This is a genomic window from Sandaracinus amylolyticus (assembly GCF_021631985.1).
Classification (GTDB): domain Bacteria; phylum Myxococcota_A; class Polyangia; order Polyangiales; family Sandaracinaceae; genus Sandaracinus; species Sandaracinus amylolyticus_A.
The window spans coordinates 1,594,752-1,615,266 of the sequence record NZ_CP070225.1 but is presented as its reverse complement, the minus strand read 5'-3'; the positions used below and the strand labels follow the sequence as shown (position 1 = coordinate 1,615,266).

Below are 20,515 nucleotides of genomic sequence, written 5' to 3'. Positions count from 1 at the left end.
CGGACGTGGTAGCGCTCGTCCATGCTCCGAGATTCCACGCTCCTGCTCACCGGCGGCGCCGGCTTCATCGGCACCGCGCTCACGCGCCGCCTGCTCGAGGCGGGCAACCGCGTGCGGGTGTTCGACACGCTGCGCCGCAACGCGCTCGCCGAGGCGGGCCTCGACAAGGCGCCGGGCGTCGAGCTCGTCGTCGGCGACGTGCGCGATCTCGGCGCGCTCGAGCACGCGGCGCAGGGCGTCGACTACGTGGTGCACATGGCGTCGATCGCGGGCGTCGACACCGTGCTCAAGAACCCCGTGCTCACGATGGAGATCAGCCTCGAGGGCACGATGAACGCGCTGCGCGCGTCGCTGAAGGTGCCGGGGCTCAAGCGCTTCGTGGACTTCTCGACGAGCGAGGTGTTCGGCAGCTATGCGTTCCGCGTGCGCGAGGCCGACGTGACGAGCCTCGGCGCGGTCGGCGAGGCGCGATGGACGTACGCGGTGTCGAAGCTCGCGACCGAGCACCTCGCGCACAACTACTGGAAGCAGCACGGTCTTCCCACCTGCTCGATCCGCCCGTTCAACATCTACGGGCCGGGCCAGGTCGGCGAGGGCGCGATCCACGCGTTCGTCGTGCGCGCGCTCCAGGGCAAGCCGATCACGATCCACAACGAAGGCGATCAGATCCGGTCGTGGTGCTACATCGACGACATCGTCGACGCGATCCTGCTCTCGCTCACGCGTGACGACGCGATCGGCCAGTCGTTCAACGTCGGCAACCCGCGCAGCACGATCACGATCTACCAGCTCGCGCGGCTCGTCGTGCAGCTCTGCGGGAGCCAGTCGCCGATCGAATTCGTCGAGTGGAACTTCCCCGACGTCGAGCTGCGCATCCCCGACGTGAAGAAGGCGGAGAAGCTGCTCGGCTTCCGCGCGCAGGTCGATCTGGAGGACGGCCTCGCGCGTACGATCGCGTGGTATCGCGAGAAGCTCGCGCGCGCTGGAGCTTGACGGCGCCTTCGCATCGAAGAGAGGATCGGGATCGGTTGCCCCTTGAGCGGTGAGACGCGCGCATTCCGACTCGACGACGTGCGAGCGGACGGTTGGTTCGAGCGCCTCGGCGAAGGCTCGCCGACCTTCGCACAGCTGTGCGACGTCGTCGGGCCGCGTTTCGTGGCGTTCGCGGTGGTCGCGGGAGTCCGCATCACGTCGGTGAGCGTCGACGCGCGCGTGCAGGACGCGTCGCAGATCGAGTTCACCCTCGGCGAGGGCGGGCCCGCGCAGCGGCTGCAGCTCGGGGAGTTCCGGCGGCGCCTCGCGTCCGCGCTGCTCGCCGACGACGAGCCCCAGCGGCCGCTGCCCGCGAAGCCGAAGAGCGACGATCTCACGGCGTTCATCGGGTTCCGCTGGGTGCTCCTCAGCGCGATCTTCGGGATCAAGCTCCGCGAGCTGCGGGTGCACCACGACGGCCGCGATGGCGTCGTCGTCGATCTCGGCGGCGCGATCGACGAGATCCCGGTGCGCGAGCTGCGCGACGTGATCAAGGATCGCATCCGCGCCGAGTCGCAGAAGGCGCGCCCGCCTTCGCCGTTCGCGATCGATCTCAACGTGGTGCCCGCGGTGCTCTCGGCGGCGAACGCGAACGATCACGAGCGCGTGATCGATCTGATCGGCGCGTGGCCGGGGCCGCTCTCGCTGCTGCTGCGGACCGCGGAGGGGCAGTCGCTCTCGCCCGAGGTGCGCGCGACGCTCGCGCGCGCGCTCGGCGTGCTCGGCAGCGCGTACGTCGCGGTCGATCGCGTGGACTGGGCGCAGGAGGTCCTGCGGCTCGGCATCCAGTGGGGCCAGGACGGGCCGGCGGCGGGCGATCTGTTCCGCCGACTCGGCGAGGCGCACGCGTCGCGGGATCGGCACGGCGAGGCGATCGGGCTGTTCCGCCGGGCGATCCAGCTCGGCGCGCCGAAGAGGGACGTGCTGCCCCTGCTGGCATCGTCGTTCGCGGCGCGACAGCGGCACCTCGCGGTGATGGCCTGCGTCGACGAGGCCGCGGAAGAGGGCGTCAGCGACACGCGGGTGCGCGAGCTGCGCGAAGAGGCGATCGGGGCGCTCGGCGAGGCCTGGGTGCGCTACCGCCAGTACGTCGGGTGATCACGGGCCTCGGGAGCGTCTTATCCGGGCCCGCTCGCGGCGTTGCCGCTCGTCGCCGTGCTACCGCACGACTCCTCACGGCGCCTTGCGATCGACCCCGTCTCTTTGCGGTGCTCGGTCCGGTTCGAAGACACTCCCTCGTTGCCGAGTCCGCCCTCGATGTAGAATGCGACCGTGAGCACGCGCGACGCGCTCGCGCCCGCGCGGGCGCGCAGAGCCTCTCCGGGCGATTCGGCCGGCGATCCGCGAGGTCGTCCGCGCTTCGCGCTGCGCTTCGAGGCGGGCCGCGGCGTGCTCGCGCTCGCGCGTCCGCTCGCGTTCGGCGCGGGCGAGATCGAGCAGCTCGAGATCGATCTCGGCCGGCTCGGCGGCGCGATCGATCTGCGCGCCGGTGCGGCGCGGTTCCGCCATCGTCGCGGAGACGTGATCCGCGTCGAGGTGCGGATCGATCTCGACGCGCTCGCGGGCGCGCTGAGCACGAGCGCGATCGAGGTGCGCACGATCGCGACGACGAGCGAGTCGCTCACGGTCGCGCTGCACGACGCGACGCGCACGCTCCTGGTCGAGCTGGTGCCCGCGTGGGACGGGGACGATCTCGTGCTCGCGCTGCGCAGCGCGCGCGCCGCGATCGACGGACCGCGCACCACCTTCGGCGACGCGCTCGCGCTGCTCGCTTCGATGCGCGCACCGCTCGATCCGGCGCGCGGCTTGGCGCGCATCGACGATCCGCTGCGGCGCGCGCTCACCGAGGCGCTGGTGCCGCACGGACAGCGGGTCCCGATGGTGCGCGGCGCGCGGCGCGAGGCCCCGCGCCTCGAAGGGCGTCACCTGCGGCTACGGCTCGGCGAGCGCGGCGAGGTGAGCGCCACGGTGCGCGCGGCGCTCGAGGACGCGCGGGTGATGGCGCCGGTGCTCGCAGCGCTGGCGAGCGATCGCGAGGACGTGGCGCGGCGCGAGCTGCACGCCATCGCGGGCCGCCACGACGACGCGTGCGTCGAGCCGCTGCGCGCGGAGCTCGAGCGCGGGCGCGACGAGCTCGATCCCACCGTCGCGCTGCGCGAGGCGCTCTCGGCCCACGACGTCGAGGCCGCGGCGCGCCATGCACGCTCGCTCGCGGCGATCGAGCGCTGCGACGATCTCGCGATCGAGGGCCTCACCGCCGCGTCGCGGCTCGCGCGCGACGACGATCCCGGCACGGCGGCGGACCTCGCGGCGCGCGCGCTCGCGCGGCGTCCTCGCGATCCCGAGCTCGCCCTGGTGTGGCTCGAGCGCGTCGCCCATTCGCCGGAGAACGAGGCGCTGGTCGGTGGTGTCCGCTCGCTCGCTGCGACGATCGCGGGCCCTCGGCGCGGCGAGGTGCTGCGCGCAGCCGCGGCGCTGCTGGACCGTGCGGGCGAGATCGACGAGGCGGCGCGCGCGTGGGACGAGGCCGCGCGGCTCGATCCCGGCGACGTCGTCGCGATCGAGGGCCTCGCGTCGTCGCTCGCGCGGCGTGGGCGGGACGACGAAGCGCTCGCCGCGTGGGATCGCGCGGCCGCGCTGCACGAGGACGGTGATGCGGCCGCACGCGCGCTCCTGCGCGCGGCCGAGCGTGCGCGGATCGCGGGGCACCTGCGGGGCGCTGCGGCGCGGCTCGAGGATGCGGCGGAGCACGCGGAGTCCGAGGCGCTCCAGCTCGAGGCCCTCGCGACGCTCGCCGCGATCCGTCGCGCGAGCGGCGCGCGCGATGCCGCGGCCGAGGCCGATGCGCGCATCCTCGAGCTCGCGGAGCGGGGCGCGGGCACGACGTTGACGCGCGCGCTGCACGCGATCGCGCGCGCCGCGATCGACGAGCGCGCCGAGGTGCGCGCGCGCGCGGCGATCGATGCGCTCCGGCGCGCCGGTGAGGACGTGGCGCCGCTCGAGCACGCGCTCGATGCGGGCGCGCTCGATGCGCTGGAGCGCGACGCCCCGGAGCACGCCGACAGCGATCCGACCGCGCGCGCCCTCGCTGCCCGCAGCATCGCGGAGCGCCTGCGCGCGAGCGGACGACTCGGGGACGCGGCGCGCGCGCTCGCCCGCGCCGGTGCGATCACCCGCGACGCGGCCACGCTGCGCGCTGCGCTCGAGCTCGCCGAGAAGGCCGAGGCGTGGGACGCGGCGCGCGAGGTGATCGACCGCGCGATCGAGGTCGTGGGCGACGGCCCGGCGCGCGCGCAGCTCGAGGCGCGGCGCGCGCTGGTCACGGCGAAGCTACGGAATTCGTAGCGCTACGGATTCCGTAGCGCTCGAAGACTCGCCCGCCGGTCTTTCCGTCCGCGCGGGGCCTGCGGGACGAGCACTCCGGCAGGGACTGTCAAAATCGGCTCGCCCGCCGGTCCCTACCGTCCGCGCGCTTCGCGCGCTCCCGTCCGGGGCCTGCGGGACGAGCACTCCGGCAGGGACTCAGCCCTTCCACTCGCCGACGATGCTCTCGACCGTCGGGCGGGCTCCGTCCGGCGGGACGATCGTCGGCGTCCCGACGTAGAGCACGCCCACGATGTGATCGTTCGCGCCGAGGCCCAGGCGCTCGTGCACGCCGCGATCGTAGACCGCGTCACCCGTCTTCCAGATCGCGCCGAAGCCCTCGGCCTGCGCCGCGATCTCGAGCCCGTACGCGACGCACCCCGCGCTCAGCAGCTGCTCGACCTCGGGGATGTTCTTCGCGCCCGCCTTGTACGACGCCGCGACGATCACGAGCAGCGGCGCGCGGAGCGCCTTGTCGCGCTCGCGCCCGAGGTCTTCGTCGCTCACCGAGGGCTTCCGCCGCTTCAACGAGTCCGCCATCACCTCGCCGAAGCGCGCGCGCGCCTCGCCGCGGATCAGCAGCACGCGCCACGGGCGCAACGCGCCGTGATCGGGCGCGCGCAGCGCGACGCGGAGGATGCGATCGAGCGCTTCGCCCTCGGGCGCGGGCTCACCGAGCTTGCCGAGCGATCGGCGTGAGAGGAGCAGCTCCATCGCGTCCATCGTCATCCCTCTCCTTCGCCCGGGCCGTGCTTGCCCGGGAACTGCGGCTTCTCGCGCGCGCCCTTCCCGACCTCGTCGCCCTCGCGCATCTTCGCCGCGGCCTCGGCGGCCCACGCATGGTAGGCGCCGGCTTCGATCTTCTCTCGCGCGCGTCGCGTGAGCGCGCCGTAGAACCACAGGTTGTGCTGCGTGAGCAGCCGTGCCCCGAGCATCTCCTCGGCGCGGATCAAGTGGTGCAGATAGGCGCGCGAATGACGTGCACACACCGGGCAGTCGCACTCGCGATCGATCGGCGACTCGTCGCGCTTGTGCCGCGCCTGCTTCATGTTCACGCGGCCCGACCACGTGAGCGCCTGCGCGTTGCGCGCGTTGCGCGTGGGCAGCACGCAGTCGAAGAGATCGATGCCGCACCCGATCGCGTGGAGGAGATCGTAGGGCGTGCCGACGCCCATCAGGTAGCGCGGCTTGTCGGTCGGCATCTTCGGCGTGATCTCGGTGAGCGCGCGGTACATCTCGGGGATCGGCTCGCCCACCGAGAACCCGCCGAGCGCGATGCCGTCGAACTCGCGCCCGCCGGCCTCCATGCCCGCGATGTCGTCGAGGTGCGAGAGGCGCAGATCGACGTGCGTCGCGCCCTGCACGATGCCGAAGCGCGCCTGTCCTTCGCGCCACGGCGCGAGCAAGCAGCGTCGCGCCCACGCGCTGGTGCGACGCAGTGCCTTCTCGATGATCGCTCGATCCGCGCCGCCGGGCGGACACTCGTCGAACGCCATCGCGACGTCCGAGCCGAGCAGCGCCTGGATGCGCATCGACTCCTCGGGCGTGAGGCGCAGCGGACGACCGTCGAGGTGCGACTTGAAGGAGACACCCTCGTCGTCGATGGTGCGCAGATCCGCGAGCGAGAAGACCTGGAAGCCGCCGCTGTCGGTGAGCACGGCGTGCGGCCAGCTCTGGAACTTCTGCACGCCGCCCATCGCGTCGACGATCTCGGCGCCGGGGCGCAGCCACAGGTGATAGGTGTTCGCGAGGATGAGGCGCGCCCCGGTCGCCTCGATCTCGTCGGGCGACTGCGACTTCACCGTCGCGAGCGTGCCCACCGGCATGAACACCGGCGTCTGCACGACCGCGCGCGGCGTCGTGAACACACCACGTCGCGCGTCGCCGTCGCGCGCGATCTCGCGGTACGAGAAGCCTTCGGTTCTCACTTCTTCCCTCGGATCAACATCGCGTCGCCGTAGCTGAAGAATCGATAGCGCTGATCGACCGCCTCGCGATAAGCGCGTCGCGTGGGCTCGATGCCCGCGAACGCCATCACGAGCGCGAGCAGGGTCGAGCGCGGCAGGTGGAAGTTCGTGAACAGCGCGTCGATCGCGCGGAACGGATACGGCGGGCGGATGAAGATGCGGGTGCGTCCCGCGCCCGCGTGCACGATGCCCTGCTCGTCGCAGGCCGACTCGAGCGTGCGCACGACCGTCGTGCCGATCGCGACGACGGGTCGTCCCTCGGTGCGCGCCTCGGCGATCGCGCGCGCGGTCGCGTCCGAGATCTCCCAGCGCTCCTCGTGCATCACGTGCTCGTCGAGCGTCTCGGTGCGCAGCGGTGCGAACGTGCCCGGGCCGACGTGCAGCGTGACGCGCGCGACGCGATGGCCCGCCGCGTCGAGCGCGGCGAGAAGACGATCCGAGAAGTGGAGCCCCGCGGTGGGCGCGGCGACCGAGCCCTCGTCCTTCGCGAACACGGTCTGGTAGCGCTCGAGATCGCTCGCGTCGTCGGCGCGCCGGATGTACGGCGGCAGCGGCACGTGCCCGTGCGCCGCGAGCGCCTCGCGCACCGAGGGCGAGGCGGAGAGCGCGAGGTCGAGCTCGCCTCCTTCGTGCAGCGCGATCACCTCGGCGTCGAACCCGCTCGCGATCGAGAGGTGCATCCCGACGCGCAGCGACTTCGTGCCGCGCGCGATCGCGTTCCAGGTCTCGCGGGTGCCGGGCGCGCTGGTGCGCTCGAGCAGGAGGATCTCGACGCGACCTCCCGTGGGCTTGGTCGCGAAGAGCCGCGCCGGCAGCACGCGCGTGTCGTTCACCACGAGCAGCGAGGGCGCGAGCAGCGCGGGCAGATCGAGCACGCGACGATGCTCGATCGCGCCGGTGTCGCGCGAGAGCACGAGGAGTCGCGCCGCATCGCGCTCCGCCGGCGGCGTCTGCGCGATCAGCTCTTCGGGAAGATCGAAGTCGAGCTCACGTGCGTCCACGGGAGCCGGCAGATGTGAAGCGTTCCGCCACGGGTGGCAAGGGTCGGAGCGCTCACTCCGGCAGCGGGATGCGCTCGATCTCGTCGCCCGGGACCTTCGGGAACTTCTCCGCCTTCCAGTCCGCCTTCGCGCGCTCCATGCGCTCTGCCGACGTCGACACGAAGTTCCAGAAGATCTGGCGCTCACCCGGCAGGTGCGCGCCGCCGAGCAACATCACGCGCGAGCCCGGCGCGACCTCGATCGGCACGTCGCGCTTGCCGTCGATGACGACCATCTCGCCCTCGCCGATGCGCATGCCCTCGTCCTCGCCCCACGCGGCCTCGCCGCGCACGACGTAGAGCGCGCGCTCCTCGTGCTCGCTGGTGAGACGCAGCGTGCCGCCGCGCGGCGCGTCGGCTGCGACGTAGAACGTCTCGGAGTACGTGCTCACCGGCGACTTGTGCCCGTAGGCGTGCCCGGTGATCAGCGTCATCTCGATCGAGTCGTCGCCGTGGGTGAAGCGCGGCAGCGCGCTCGCGGCGTGGTGCTCGAACGAAGGATCGATCTCCTCGTGCTCGCGAGGCAGCGCGATCCACACCTGGATGCCGTGCAGCGACGCGCCGCGCGCGCGCACCTCGGGCGCGATGCGCTCGCTGTGCACCACGCCGCGCCCGGCGGTCATCCAGTTCACCTCGCCGGGCACGATCACCTGGGTCGTGCCGAGGCTGTCGCGGTGCGTGATCTCGCCCTCGAAGAGATAGGTCAGCGTCGAGAGCCCGATGTGCGGGTGCGGCCGCACGTCCATGCCCTGCCCGACCTCGAAGTGCGCCGGGCCCATCTCGTCGAAGAAGACGAACGGACCGACGAGCCTTCGCTTCGCCGCGGGCAGCACGCGCCGCACTGCGAAGCCACCGAGGTCGCGCGGGCGGCTCGCGATCACGAGCGGCGCGTGATCGCGCTCGATGCAGGCGGGCTCGTTCTCGTTCAGGGTGCTCACGATTCCACCTCCGGCCGTAGAGCGGCGTCGGGCCCACGGTAGCGCACGAGCTCGCTGCGCGCGTCGCCGATCGCGAGCGCGACGAACGCGTCGCCCGCGATGCGCGAAGGAACGACGCCGCGACGCGCGTGGCGCTCGATGCGCACGTGGATGCGCAGCTCGTTCACTCGGACCGCGTCACCCGCGTGCTCTGCACGCAGCATGCGAGAGAGCCCGAATTGCGCCTCGGCAGCGGTCACGAGCAGCCCCGCGCCGCGGATCGTGCCCTCGCCCGCGGCGCCGGTGACGATCGTGTAGCTCGTGCCGCGCGCGTCGCGCTGCAGCGGGAGCAGCGTCCTCGCGAGGAGGAAGTGGCTCTCCACGAATGTCGTCATCACGTCGCGCAGCTCCTCGAGGGACTGCTCGATCACCGGGCCCTTCTGCCACCACGGGCCGATCGACGCGACGACGTGATCCGGGCGAGCGAAGCGCTCCTTCACGAACGACGCGAGCGCTGCGTTGCCTGGCGCGGTCGAGACGTCGGCGACCACCACGTGGTGCCGCGGGCCCGAGAGCTCGAGCCGCGCACGCGCCGACTCCGATCGCACGGGCGTGATCACGTCCGCGCCGGCATCGAGGAGCGCGCGCGCCGCGCCCCACCCCACGTTGCCGGTCGCGCCGGTGACGACGGCGACCTTGCCCTGCAGCGCATCGGTCATGGCGCCGCTACATGGGGCAGCCCCGCCCGGATGCCCAGTGGCGCTCCGAAGCGGAGCGAGTCGGTGGGAGGGAGGCTCCGGCCGATTTACTCGGCCGGAGGGAGGGTCTGCGGACAGACCCTCCGGAAAGAAGGAGAGAGCACGATTCAACGCAGTGAATCGTGCTCTCAGCGGATCGGGCCGAGGAGCGGGGCCTCGATGTCGCGCGGCTCGGGCTCGCCCTCCATCGACACCCGCACCCGCATCCGCTCGCCCGCGGCGAAGTCGGCGCGGCGCTCGCGCGCGATGAGCGAGATACGTCGATCGCCCAGCGCCTCGATGGTCACCTCCGAGAGCGCGAGCACCACCTCGGCGCCGCTGTCGTCGATCACGTCGATGCGGAACGTGCGCGGCTCGTCCTGCTTGTTCACGAGGTGGATCTGGAACTGGTTGCGGATCACGTCGTCGGCCGCGTCCGCGGCGCGCTCGACCACGTAGGGCGCGCCCTGCATCCGCACGAGGTTCGCCTCGAAGGGCGCGTGCGCGCGCAGCGCGAGCGAGGCCGCGACGATCCCGAGCACACCGAGCACGCCGTAGAACGCGAGCCGCGGCCGCCACAGCTTGCGCGGCTCTCCGCGCAGACCGCGCAGCGAGTCGTATCGGATCAGCCCGCGCGGCTTGCCGATCTTGTCCATCACGTCGTCGCACGCGTCGATGCACTGGGTGCACGCGATGCAGTCGACCTGGAGGCCATTGCGGATGTCGATGCCGGTCGGACAGACCACCACGCAGCGATTGCAGTCGACGCAATCACCGCGGGAGTCGGATTCCTTGCGCTTGCCCTTCCCGCGCGGCTCGCCGCGGCCCACGTCGTATCCGACGACCAACGAGTCGTCGTCGACCATCGCCGACTGCAGTCGGCCATAAGGGCAGATGACGAGACAGAGCTGCTCGCGGAACCACCCGAAGTCGAGCCAGAAGATCGCGCTCGTCGCGATCATCCAGCCGAACGCCTCGGGGTGCTCGGCCGGACTGCGCGTGATCATCTCGAAGAGGGAGGGAATCGAGACGAAATAGGCGAGGAACACGTGCGCGACGAAGAGGCTCACGAACACGTAGAGGAAATGCTTGAGCCCCTTGCGCCACACCTTGTCGAAGACCCAGGGCCCGCGATCGCGCTTCATGCGCTCGTTGCGCGGCCCCTCGATCCAGCGCTCGATCGGGCGATAGAGCGCCTCGAGGAACACGGTCTGCGGGCACGTCCATCCGCACCATGCGCGCCCGAGCACCGTCGTCACCACGACGAGCGCGAAGAGCAGCGCCGTGGTGACGAAGAACACGAGCCAGAAGTCCTGCGCATTGAACGACGCGCCGAAGAGGAAGAATCGGCGCGCCGCCACGTCGAGGAACATCGCCGGACGGCCATTCACGTGGACCCACGGCAGCGCGGCCCAGATCGCGATCAGCACCGCGAAGGTCACGCGCCGTGCCCACGTGAATCGACCGCCGACGTCCGCGGGATACGGATAGTCGCGCGAGCCGTCGTGCCTCAGCGAGCTCACGACCGGGAGATGGACCTTGCCAGTCGACGAACCAGGGGACGAGCTGCGAATCGGCGTGCTCATGACTCTGACCCTCTGCGCCCCCCGTCTCTCGATTCAGATCCTCGGTGCCGATGCCGAGGGTGCGGCCGCGCTCGGCGCCTCGGCCGGCGCCGCGGGCTCGCTCGGCGCCGCGGGCTCACCTTCGCTCGGCGCCGCGCCCGGGACCCAGACGTCGCCCTGCGGCTCGCGTCCCGGCACGTTCGTGTCGCGGATGCTCATCAGATACGCGACGACCGACTGGACCGTTCGCTCGCCGAGCACCGGGCCCCACGCCGGCATTCCCGCGCTCGGCACGCCGTTGCGCACGGTGGTGTAGAGACTGGTGGGCGCGCCGCCGTGGATCCAATTCGCGTCGGTCAGGTTCGGACCGATCTGCCCCTCTCCGCGCTGCCCGTGACACGCAGCGCAGTTCGACGCGAAGGTATTGCGACCATCGGACACGCGCTGATCGTTCTCGGCGATCAGCCCGAGCATCTCGTCGCTCACCTCACCGCCGGCCTCGGCTGCGGCCTCCATCGCCGCCGTGTACTGCTCGCGCGGGCTCTGCGCGAAGTGCCACGACTCGTAGGCGAACCAATAGAGCGCTCCGAACGCGATCGCGCCGAAGAACGTCGCGAGCCACCAGTTCGGAAGGCGATTGTCGGCCTCGAGGATTCCGTCGTACTCGTGGACGATCTCGCCCTGGATCGGGTCCGTCCGGCGCGACTCACTCATGACCGCCCTCCTTCTCGTCCTCGAGCGGCAGTCGCGCCGCCGCGTCCCACTGCTTCGCTCCACTCCGCGCGATGTGGACCGCGACGAGCACGAAGATCGCGAGGAAGATGAGCATCGCGATCTGCGGGCCCGCCATCAGCGGGCTCGTCGCGAAGAAGTCCGACGCAATCGCCCTCATCGCGCACCTCCGGCCCGACTGACCTCCACACCACCCTCGCCGTCCGACGCCCGGCTGGGCTCGAACTCGCTGCGCACGCGCCCGAGCCGCTGCAGGTACGCGACGAGCGCGATCAGCTCCGACTCCGAGTCGACCTCGACGTCACGCGACAGGCTCTCTGCGATCCCGCGTGCCTGCTCGCGCGCATCGTCGGCCGCGTGCGCGACCTGGTCGTGCGAATAGGGCACTCCGAGGTTCTGCAGCGCGAGCAGCTTGCCCCGGCTGCGATCGAACGCGACGCGGTTGGTCGCGAGGTGCGCGTACGCGGGCATGATCGACCCCGGCGAGGTGGAGCGCGGATCGAGCATGTGATTCACGTGCCAGAGATCCGGATAGCGACCTCCCTCGCGCGCCAGATCGGGCCCAGTCCGCTTGCTGCCCCACTGGAAGGGGTAGTCCCACAGACTGTCGTCGTCGTCCGAGATGGCGCCGAATCGGGCGCTCTCCCAGGTGAACGGACGAATCATCTGCGAGTGGCAGGTATAACAACCCTCGCTGACGTAGACGTCGCGGCCCTCGAGCTCGAGCGCGGTATAGGGCTGCTGCTGCGTCGTGCTGCGGTCGTGCACGCCGATCGCGACCGAGGGCAGGATCTCCGCGACTCCGCCGATCAGCACCGCGACCACGGTGAGCACGGTGAAGAGGAGACCGCGTCCCTCGAGCATGCCGTGCCAGGTCTTCTCGCCGTGCTTGGCCTGGCCGAAGCCCAGCGCGATGGTGCCGAGCAGCGCGACCGCGAGCGCGACGACCGCGATCACCGTCGACGCGAGCTCGTTGACCACCGCCATCGCGGCGACGAGCACACCGACGACGAACGTGAGCATCACCGGCTTGCCGAACACGATCTCCTGCCACGGCGCCTTCGGCTCCGCGGGCTCGACCGGGACCTCGACCGCAGTCTCGACCGGCTTGCCGTGGCGCGCGGTCATCAGGAGGTTCCAGCCCAGCACCACGAACCCGAGCAGGTACACGGAGCCGCCGATGAGACGCATCCAGTACATCGGGACGATGGCAGTCACCGTCTCGACGAAGTTCGGATAGAGCAGACCGCCGCCGTCCGCCTCCGCGCGCCACATCAGGCCCTGCGTGACGCCGCTGATGTACATCGCGACGATGTAGAGGAGGATTCCGAACGTGCCGATCCAGAAGTGCCAGTTGGCGGCAGTCTTCGAGTACAGCTCTCGGCCGTAGAGACGGGGAACGAGCCAATAGAACATGCCGGCGGCCATGAAGCCGTTCCAGCCCAGCGCGCCCGCGTGGACGTGGCCGATGATCCAGTCGGTGTAGTGCGCGAGCGAGCTGACCGAGCGAATCGAGAGCATCGGGCCCTCGAACGTCGCCATGCCGTAGAACGTCACAGCCGCCGCGAAGAACTTCAGGACCGGATCGTCACGGAGCTTGTCCCACGCGCCGCGCAGCGTGAGGAGGCCATTGAGCATGCCGCCCCAGCTCGGCGCCCAGAGCATGACCGAGAAGATCATGCCGAGCGTCTGCGCCCAGTCGGGCAGCGCGGTGTTCAGCAGGTGGTGCGGGCCCGCCCAGATGTAGATGAAGACCAGCGACCAGAAGTGGATGATCGAGAGTCGATACGAATAAACGGGCCGCTCTGCCGCCTTCGGCAGGTAGTAGTACATGATCCCGAGGATCGGAGTCGTCAGGAAGAACGCGACTGCGTTGTGGCCGTACCACCACTGCACCAGCGCGTCCTGGACACCGGCGAAGACACCGTAGCTGTGCCCCAGCGACGTCGGCAGCTGCAGGTTGTTGACGACGTAGAGGACGGTGATCGTGACGATCGTCGCGATGTAGAACCAGATCGCGACATAGAGGTGCTTCTCGTTCCGCTCCTTGAGCGTCATGAAGAAGTTGGTCGCGAAGACGAGCCACACCACCGCGACCGCGACGTCGATCGGCCAGATGAGCTCCGCGTACTCCTTGCCCTGCGTGAGGCCGAGCGGGAGCGTGATCGCGGCTGCGACGATGATCGCCTGCCAGCCCCAGAAATGCGCCCAGGTGAGCTTGTCACTCCAGGTGCGTGCCTTGAGCAGGCGCTGCGTGGAGTGATAGACGCCGGCGAAGATCATGTTGCCGACGAACGCGAAGATGACTGCGTTCGTGTGCAGCGGGCGCAGTCGACCGAACGAGAGCATCTCGTGCACGTTCGCCGGCCACCACGCGAGCTGGAGGGCGACGATCACGCCCACCAACATCCCGACGACACCCCAGACGACCGACGCGAGGATGAACGCGCGGACGACCTTGTCGTCGTAGACGATCCTCTTCGTTTCCATTCTCTTTCACTCCACCTTCGAGGCGCGCCGAGTGGGCCGCGCGTCTTCTTCGATCGCGAGCAGCGCGAGGCGGTCGGCGTGCTGGAACGTGCGCTGCCGAACGAGCCACGCGAAGAAGCCCACCGCGGAGGCAGCGAGCGTCAGGCTCACGAACACGAGCAGGATGAGAACGTCCATCCGGCGTCTCCTCAGGTACACACGGTTCGAGTCGCGTCTCGCAGCTCGGACTGCGATGCACGCGAGCCCGACTGCCACGCTGCGCCGCGCGAGAGCGAGAATGCAGTCGCGCCGATCACGACCAGCGAGCTCGCCGGCATCATCACCGCCGCGAGCCACGGCTGCATGTGCCCGGCGACGCAGAGCGAGACCGCGATCGTGTTGTAGGCGACCGCGATCACGAGGTTGCGGCGCGCGATGCGGCGCATCCGCGAGCCGACGTGGAGCAGCGCGCGGATCGGGCCGAGGCCCGGGGTGGTGAACCAGAAGTCGGCGCGCGACGGGAGGAACGGGCGATCGACCGCGGGCGTGCCCGAGACGAACGCGATCTCCGCCGCCGGTCCGTCGTTGATCCCGTCGCCGACGAAGAGCGTGTCGCCGCGATCGTGCTCGCGGATCCACGCGGCCTTGCCCTCGGGCGAGCAACCGCCGATCGCGCGCTCGCCGGGGATCCCGAGCTGCGCCGCGAGCACGCGCACGCGCGCCGGCTCGTCACCGCTGAGGATCCAGACCTCGTGCCCCTCGGCGGCGAGCGCCGCGATCTCCTCGCGCGCGTCGGGTCGGATCGCCTCGCGGGTGCGCAGCGTCGCGAGCACCTCGCCGTCCTTCGCGAGCAGCATCTCGCCGTCGCCCTCGCCCGCCCAACCCGCACGACCGAGCCGCCAGGTGACGCCGTCGATGCGCGCCTCGAGCCCCCGGCCCGCGTGCTCCTCGACGATCACGTCCTCACGAACCGCGACCGACTCGCCGAGCGCGCTGCGCACCGCGAGGCTCTTGGGGTGCGTGCTGCGCGCGACGAGATCCGCGAGCGCATCGCGCGCTTCGTCCGAGAGCGCCGCGAGCGCGGCGACCTCGGCGAGCTCGGGCGCGCCGGTGGTGAGCGTGCCGGTCTTGTCGAACACCACGCGGCGGATCGCGGGGACACGATCGAGCAGTCGCTCTCGCCGCACGTAGAGCCCGAGGCGGCGCAGGCCCGAGCCCGCGAGCTCGTAGGCGAGCGGCGTCGCGATGCCGATGCCGCACGGGCACGTCACGACGAGCACCGCCGTCGTCACCTCGAGCGCGCGCGAGAGATCGCCGGTCGCGAGGTACCACGCCGCGAACGAGAGCGACGCGACGACGAGGACCGCGACGACGTAGACGCGCGAGACGAGATCCCACCACGGGCTCGCGCTGCGCGCGTCGGCCTCGGGCACCGGACGACCGAGCAGCGACACGAGCGGCGAGTCGGCGAACGCGCTCTCGCTGCGCACCCGGAACGCGCGCGTTCCCGCCGAGAACGCGCCCGCGGCGATCACCGCGCCCGGCTCGACGCTGCGCGGCGCGCTCTCGCCGTTGATCCAGTCGAGCGACACGCGCACCGGCTCCGCGCCCTCGAGGCGCGCATCGACGGGCACGAGCTCGCCCGGCGCGATGAGGAGCACGTCGCCGCGGCGGACCTCGGCGCAGCGCACCATCGCCATGCGCCCGTCCTCGACCCGACGCGTGAAGAGCCCGTCCGCGCCCTCGCTCTCGAGGAGTCGATCGCGGTTGCGCGCGACGACGCGCTGCTGGAGCCAGCGGCCGAGCAGCATGAGCGCGACGAAGATCGCGACGGTGTCGCCGTACGACGCGTGCGGCCGGGCCAAGTACGCCCAGATCGTGCCCGCGAGCGCGAGGAACATGCCGAGCGCGATCGGCAGGTCGAGGTGCAGCACGCGGCGGCGCAGCCCTTCGATCGCACCACGCGCGAAGATCGGCGCGCCCACCGCGACGGTCGCGGCAGCGAGCACCACCTCGAGCGTGCGCATCAGCTCGAAGAGCGGCCCCTCGCGCAGCCCGAGATAGATCGCGAGCGCGAACATCATCGCGTTCGCCGCGAGCGCGACCGCGACGCCGGTGCGCACGAGGAGCGCGTCCTCGCGCGGCGCGCCCTTCTTGAGCGCAGGGCCGAGCAGGTATCCGAAGCGCTCGACCTCGCGCACGAACACCTCGAGATCGAAGCGCGGACCGACCCACAGCTCGATGCGGCCGAGCGACGGATTCGAGATCACGCGGATCGCGTCGTCGTGCTGCTCGAAGAGTCGATCGACGAGCCACACGCAGCCCGCGCAGTGCATGCCCTGCGCGTCGAGCGCGACGCGGCACGCGCCGTTCGTATCCGCGCGCTGCGTCTCGATCGGCGCGAGCCAGCCGAGATCACGACGCGCCGGATCGGCGAGCGCGACCGGCGCGCCCGCACCGCCGCGCAGATCGTAGAAGCGCTCCATGCCGCTCGCGCGCAGGAGCTCGGCGACCGCTCGACATCCCGCGCAGCAGTAGGCGTCGATCGCGCCCGGGCCGAGCGCGGAGCCGCAGTGCGCGCAGGTCGTCGCGCCGAGGGCTTCGGCGTGCGGCATCGAGAGTGCGTCGGCGAGGGCCACGCGGCGCCCCTGTGCATCGCGTGGGCCACCCTGCTCTCGCCCGGTTTTCTCGTGGGAATCGCGCCTCCGCGCATCCTTTTCGCGGCCGCGCCGGCGCTGCGCGCAACCGATGCGCGCCTCGCCGAGAACGCATCCGATCCCACGCGGCACCTCGCTTGCGAGAGCGCTCGCGCATGATCGCCGCGCTGCTCGCAGGCCTCGCTCTCGGCGTCGTCTCGGCCCCGCACTGCCTCGGCATGTGCGGCCCTCTCGCTGCGTTCGCCGCGATGCCGCCGCCCGGCGCGTCGACGACGACGAGCGCGTGGCGTCCGCTGCGATGGCAGCTCGGACGTCTCGCCGCGTACGCGATGGTCGGCGGCGCAGCGGGTGCGCTCGGCGCGCAAGCGTTGCGCGCGCTCGCGCCCTCGTCGTGGGCGGGCGCAGCGCTGTCCTTCACGCTCGCCGCGGCGCTCTTGCTGAGCGCGGTGCGTTTGTGGGCGCCGCGATGGTGGGCACGCAGCGTCGATGTCGGCGCGGCGCGCCTGACGCGTGGTCGCGCGAACCCTTCGCTGACCTCGCGGCTGTTGGCGCGCGCGCCCCGCGAGCCCTTCGTGCTCGGCGCGATCAGCGCGCTCCTGCCGTGCGGAGCGTTGTGGTCGGGCGCGATCGTCGCGGCCGGCGCGGGATCGATCGCCGCGGGCGCGGTCGCGATGATCGGCTTCGCGTCGGCGAGCGGCGCCGCCCTCGCGTTCGCCGGTGCGATCGGCGCGCGCGCCCAGACGTCGCTCGCGTTCCGTCGCTCGCTCGCAGCGGTGCTCGCGGTGGGCGCGCTGATCACCGTGCTGCGCCCGCTGCCGAGCCTTCGCGATGGCGCGTCGACCCATGCGAGCTGTCACGTCGAGTGACGTCAGCGCATCACGAAGACCGAGCCCTCCATCCCCACGCACACGATCGCGCCGTCGCGGGTGACGATCGCGCCGCTCATCACGTGCATCGGCAGGCGCGCGCGCCATCGCACCGTGCCGTCGCTCTCGATCGCGACGAGGCGCGGCCCGCGATCCGCGGCCAGCGTCACGCCGTGACGATCGACGCGCGCCGGGAAGTCGAACGCGAACTCTGCGGGCACCGGCCACGTCCCGCTCGCTCCGATCGCGGCGAGGCCGTGCTGTCGCTTCGGCACGCGGAGCGATCCGTCGGGCGCGATCGCGACGCGCTCCGCCGTGCCCATCCGCGCGCCGAGCGCGATCCGCTGCGCGACGCGACGGCGCTCGTCGATCGCGACGAGCTCGCCTTCGACGAGCGGCACCCAGAGCCGCCCCGACTCGGCGCGCGAGGCCGACGCGTGGGCGCGACCTCCGAGCGGGATCACGCGCTCGGTCTCTCCGTCGAACGAGACGACGACGAGGTCCTCGCCCGCGACGACGATCACACGATCGCCGTCGCGCGTCGGCGCCTTGCCGATCCCGTTCGGGAGCTCGACCCGCCATCGCTCGGAGAGCGAAGGATCGATCCGGCGCAGCGAGCGATCGGTGCCCGCGACGATCATCGATCCGTCGTCGAGCACGAGCGGCGACTCCGACACGCCGAAGCCGAGCTCGGCCTGCGCGCGCACGCTGCCCGCGCGCGAGACGACCACCGCGCGCCCGCCGCGCGAGATCGCGACGATGCCGTCGCCGGGCATCAGCGCGGGCGCGCCGTCGAGCGGACCGAGCGCGATCGCGAAGCGCTCCGCGCCGTCCATGCCGATCACCGAGAGGCCCTGCCCGGTGCCCACCGCGATCGTCCCGTCGCTCGCGACGATCGGCTCTCGCGAGCGCGCGCGGGCCGCCGGATCGCTGTCGCGCGTCCACACGATGCGCGGCTCGTGCATCGGCACGTCGCCGATCAGCTGCCCCGCGCGCGACGCGCCGCCGTGCTCCCCGGGCTCGGGGTGCGTGGGATCGATGCCGTGCGCGAGCTCCGCGTAGCGCCCGGTGCGCACCGGCCAGGCGTGCGCGCGGCTCGACACCGCGATCACGCCGAGCGCGGCGAGCGCATCACGGCGTCGCACTCGATCCCTGCATCACGCGCAGCGACCAGCGCTCGCGCGGATCGCTCGACGCCGCGCCCTCTCCTTCGCGCGCCGAGACCACGAGGCACGTCGATCCACGCCGCACGTCGGTGAGCGCGATCTGCTCGCCACCCCCGACGCGATTCACGTCGATGGTGCGCGAGGTGCCGAGGTGCCGCTCCTCGACGCGCAGCGCCAGATCGAGGCGCGGCACCGGCTCGAGGATCGCGAGCGCGTCCTGCGCGTCGGCATCGATGCAGAACACGTCGGTGTCGCCGCTCCACCCGATGAAGCCCTGGCGTGCGCTGCCGAGCGGAAGTCGCTCGGCGAGCGAGACGGTGTCGTTCACCTCGCGCTCGTCGCCCGGCGCGGGCTCGACGTAGCTCCATCGCAGCCGGTACGCGTCGGACACGTTCTCGGTGGGATGACGCCCCGGCAGCCACTGCTCTCGCACACGAACGAAATAGCGCGGATCGACGAGCACGAGGTTCGGGACGCGCTCCGCACCGCCCACGCCCGCTCCATCGACGACGAGCAGCGGTTCGCTCTGCGCGGCGCCGAACACCTCGAGCACGGTGTCCATGTTGGGCAGACCGGAGAAGTCGATCGCGACGGCGCGACCGCGCCCTGCGGCATTCTCCAGCGACCACACGTCGGCGTCGCTGTGCTCGGCGTCCATGCGACGACCGAGGTGCCCCGCGAGCTCGCGCCCCTCGGGCAGCTCGTTCGCCTGCGCGGGTCCGTCGTTGGGCTCGTGCTCGCTCGTCGCGCGCGACGTCGTCGCGACGGTCGCCGACGCGGACCGATACGCGAACGCGGCGCCGGTGATCACCGCCGCGATCGCGGCGATGCCGATCGCCTGGAACGCCCAGCTCTGCGCGCGCAGCGAGCGCTCGTAGCGATCGACGTCGGAGCGCGTCGCGACCTGCACCCTGCGGCCCGAGTCGGTCTCGATCGCGGGCAGCGTCGCGCGCTCCGCGAACGCGCCGGTGTCCTCGCCCTCCGCGCGGAGCCACGCGAGCAGCTCGTCGCGCAGCGCCTCCATGCTCGCCTGTCGATCGCCCGGCTCCTTCGCGAGCGCGCGCATCACGATCGCATCGGCGTCGGGTGGGAGATCACGCCGCGGGCTGCGCGTGCTCGGCGCCACCACGGGCTCGGTGAGGTGCTTCGTGAGCACGCCGACCGGCGTCGGCGCGTGGAACGGCGGGACGCCGGTGAGGCACTTGTACATGAGCGCGCCGAGCGCGTAGACGTCGCTGCGCGGCTCCGCGCCATCGCCGCGGATCTGCTCGGGCGCCATGTAGTACGGCGTGCCGACGATCAGCCCCGCGCGCGTGATGCTCGCGCCCGCGGCCTCGTCGTGGTCGCGCAGCTTCGCGAGGCCGAAGTCCATCACCTTCACGAAGTCGCCCTCGCCCGCCTCCTGCAGCACGCGCACGTTCTCGGGCTTGAGATCGCGATGCACGATCCCGCGTGCGTGGGCCTGCGCGACCGAGCCCGCGATCTGCGCGGCGATGCGCGCGACGCGCGCGAACGGAAGCGGCCCCTCGAGCTCGACGATCGCGCCGAGATCCTTGCCGCCGAGCAGCTCCATCACGAGGTACGTGAGCCCGTCGGCGTGGCCGAAGTCGAACACCTGCACCGTGCTCGGGTGATCGAGCTTGCTCGCCGCCTCGGCCTCGCGGCGGAAGCGACGCATCACGTCCTTCTCGCGCGACAGCTCGCCGTGCAGGAGCTTCATCGCCATCAGCTTGCCGATGCGCACGTGCTCGACGCGGTACACGACGCCCATGCCGCCGCGGCCGATCATCTGCTCGATGCGATAGCGATCCGCGATCGTGCGCCCGACGAGCGGATCGGCGATCGGCCCGAGATCCGCGTCGTCACCGAGGAAGCGATGGCCGCACCCGGCGCAGAAGCGCGCGTCGGGCGGGTTCACGCGCGCGCAGCTCGGGCATGCGCGCTCGTGCGCGATCACGTCGGGCTCGGCCGCAGCGTCCACGTGCCGAGAGGATCACCGAGGAGC

17 protein-coding genes are annotated in these 20,515 nt (G+C 71.7%); 4 read left to right on the top strand and 13 right to left on the bottom strand.

Features of this window, described 5'->3' with window-relative positions; genetic code table 11:
• The first annotated feature begins 21 nt into the window (after nt 1–21).
• From I5071_RS06650 to I5071_RS06640, 3 genes are all read left to right on the top strand, one after another.
• Complete coding sequence (locus tag I5071_RS06650; protein ID WP_236604549.1) at nt 22–993, top strand: NAD-dependent epimerase/dehydratase family protein; 972 nt, start codon at nt 22–24, stop codon at nt 991–993.
• Between the two features lie 78 nt (nt 994–1,071).
• Nucleotides 1,072–2,130, top strand: a complete 1,059-nt coding sequence (locus I5071_RS06645; RefSeq protein ID WP_236604548.1) for a hypothetical protein — start codon at nt 1,072–1,074, stop codon at nt 2,128–2,130.
• Nucleotides 2,131–2,304: 174 nt separating this feature from the next.
• Nucleotides 2,305–4,377, top strand: coding sequence for a hypothetical protein (locus I5071_RS06640; RefSeq protein ID WP_236604547.1), 2,073 nt, complete (start codon nt 2,305–2,307; stop codon nt 4,375–4,377).
• Between the two features lie 177 nt (nt 4,378–4,554).
• Here I5071_RS06640 and I5071_RS06635 read toward each other — a convergent pair whose 3' ends face one another.
• The 11 genes from I5071_RS06635 to I5071_RS06585 all read right to left on the bottom strand — a co-directional run bounded on the left by I5071_RS06635 (nt 4,555) and on the right by I5071_RS06585 (nt 16,460).
• On the bottom strand, nt 4,555–5,118 hold the full coding sequence (locus I5071_RS06635; protein WP_236604546.1) for a nitroreductase family protein: 564 nt from the start codon (nt 5,116–5,118) through the stop codon (nt 4,555–4,557).
• 2 nt (nt 5,119–5,120) lie between these two features.
• Entirely contained in the window at nt 5,121–6,323 is a 1,203-nt protein-coding gene (tgt, locus tag I5071_RS06630) for a tRNA guanosine(34) transglycosylase Tgt (RefSeq protein ID WP_236604545.1), read from the bottom strand.
• Nucleotides 6,320–7,363 (bottom strand): tRNA preQ1(34) S-adenosylmethionine ribosyltransferase-isomerase QueA, encoded by a 1,044-nt coding sequence (gene queA, locus I5071_RS06625; RefSeq protein WP_236604544.1) that lies wholly within the window; start codon nt 7,361–7,363, stop codon nt 6,320–6,322. Before queA ends, tgt begins: the two co-directional genes overlap by 4 nt.
• Before the next feature lie 52 nt (nt 7,364–7,415).
• Nucleotides 7,416–8,339: a pirin family protein gene (locus I5071_RS06620; protein ID WP_236604543.1), complete on the bottom strand. Its 924-nt coding sequence runs from the start codon at nt 8,337–8,339 to the stop codon at nt 7,416–7,418.
• Nucleotides 8,336–9,037, bottom strand: coding sequence for an SDR family NAD(P)-dependent oxidoreductase (locus tag I5071_RS06615; RefSeq protein ID WP_236604542.1), 702 nt, complete (start codon nt 9,035–9,037; stop codon nt 8,336–8,338). The genes I5071_RS06620 and I5071_RS06615 overlap by 4 nt, the downstream gene beginning before the upstream one ends.
• Before the next feature lie 167 nt (nt 9,038–9,204).
• Nucleotides 9,205–10,578: a cytochrome c oxidase accessory protein CcoG gene (gene ccoG, locus I5071_RS06610; protein ID WP_236604541.1), complete on the bottom strand. Its 1,374-nt coding sequence runs from the start codon at nt 10,576–10,578 to the stop codon at nt 9,205–9,207.
• A 96-nt stretch (nt 10,579–10,674) separates the two neighbouring features.
• Entirely contained in the window at nt 10,675–11,334 is a 660-nt protein-coding gene (locus I5071_RS06605; RefSeq protein ID WP_236604540.1) for a c-type cytochrome, read from the bottom strand.
• Nucleotides 11,327–11,512 (bottom strand): hypothetical protein, encoded by a 186-nt coding sequence (locus I5071_RS06600; RefSeq protein WP_236604539.1) that lies wholly within the window; start codon nt 11,510–11,512, stop codon nt 11,327–11,329. The genes I5071_RS06605 and I5071_RS06600 overlap by 8 nt, the downstream gene beginning before the upstream one ends.
• Complete coding sequence (gene ccoN, locus I5071_RS06595) at nt 11,509–13,842, bottom strand: cytochrome-c oxidase, cbb3-type subunit I (protein WP_236604538.1); 2,334 nt, start codon at nt 13,840–13,842, stop codon at nt 11,509–11,511. Before ccoN ends, I5071_RS06600 begins: the two co-directional genes overlap by 4 nt.
• Nucleotides 13,843–13,848: 6 nt before the next feature.
• Complete coding sequence (locus I5071_RS06590; protein WP_236604537.1) at nt 13,849–14,019, bottom strand: hypothetical protein; 171 nt, start codon at nt 14,017–14,019, stop codon at nt 13,849–13,851.
• An 11-nt stretch (nt 14,020–14,030) separates the two neighbouring features.
• Nucleotides 14,031–16,460, bottom strand: coding sequence for a heavy metal translocating P-type ATPase (locus tag I5071_RS06585; protein ID WP_236604536.1), 2,430 nt, complete (start codon nt 16,458–16,460; stop codon nt 14,031–14,033).
• Nucleotides 16,461–16,633: 173 nt separating this feature from the next.
• Here I5071_RS06585 and I5071_RS06580 point away from each other — a divergent pair, with 173 nt between their 5' ends.
• Nucleotides 16,634–17,344, top strand: a complete 711-nt coding sequence (locus I5071_RS06580; RefSeq protein WP_236604535.1) for a sulfite exporter TauE/SafE family protein — start codon at nt 16,634–16,636, stop codon at nt 17,342–17,344.
• Nucleotides 17,345–17,346: 2 nt separating this feature from the next.
• On the opposite strand, the gene I5071_RS06575 is transcribed toward I5071_RS06580, so the two are convergent.
• The gene (locus I5071_RS06575; RefSeq protein ID WP_236604534.1) at nt 17,347–18,489 is read right to left on the bottom strand and encodes a PQQ-like beta-propeller repeat protein; all 1,143 of its coding nucleotides are present in this window, start codon (nt 18,487–18,489) and stop codon (nt 17,347–17,349) included.
• A complete protein-coding gene (locus tag I5071_RS06570) occupies nt 18,476–20,491 on the bottom strand; it encodes a serine/threonine-protein kinase (RefSeq protein ID WP_236604533.1) in 2,016 nt (671 codons plus the stop codon). Before I5071_RS06570 ends, I5071_RS06575 begins: the two co-directional genes overlap by 14 nt.
• Between the last annotated feature and the right edge of the window lie 24 nt (nt 20,492–20,515).

Excerpts from the sequence above, each read along its gene's own strand:
- I5071_RS06615 (WP_236604542.1), bottom strand. The coding sequence starts at position 9,037 with ATGACCGATGCGCTGCAGGGCAAGGTCGCCGTCGTCACCGGCGCGACC.
- I5071_RS06605 (WP_236604540.1), bottom strand. The coding sequence starts at position 11,334 with ATGAGTGAGTCGCGCCGGACGGACCCGATCCAGGGCGAGATCGTCCAC.
- I5071_RS06600 (WP_236604539.1), bottom strand. The coding sequence starts at position 11,512 with ATGAGGGCGATTGCGTCGGACTTCTTCGCGACGAGCCCGCTGATGGCG.
- I5071_RS06590 (WP_236604537.1), bottom strand. The coding sequence starts at position 14,019 with ATGGACGTTCTCATCCTGCTCGTGTTCGTGAGCCTGACGCTCGCTGCC.
- I5071_RS06580 (WP_236604535.1), top strand. The coding sequence starts at position 16,634 with ATGATCGCCGCGCTGCTCGCAGGCCTCGCTCTCGGCGTCGTCTCGGCC.
- I5071_RS06650 (WP_236604549.1), top strand. The coding sequence starts at position 22 with ATGCTCCGAGATTCCACGCTCCTGCTCACCGGCGGCGCCGGCTTCATC.
- ccoN (WP_236604538.1), bottom strand. The coding sequence starts at position 13,842 with ATGGAAACGAAGAGGATCGTCTACGACGACAAGGTCGTCCGCGCGTTC.
- I5071_RS06635 (WP_236604546.1), bottom strand. The coding sequence starts at position 5,118 with ATGGACGCGATGGAGCTGCTCCTCTCACGCCGATCGCTCGGCAAGCTC.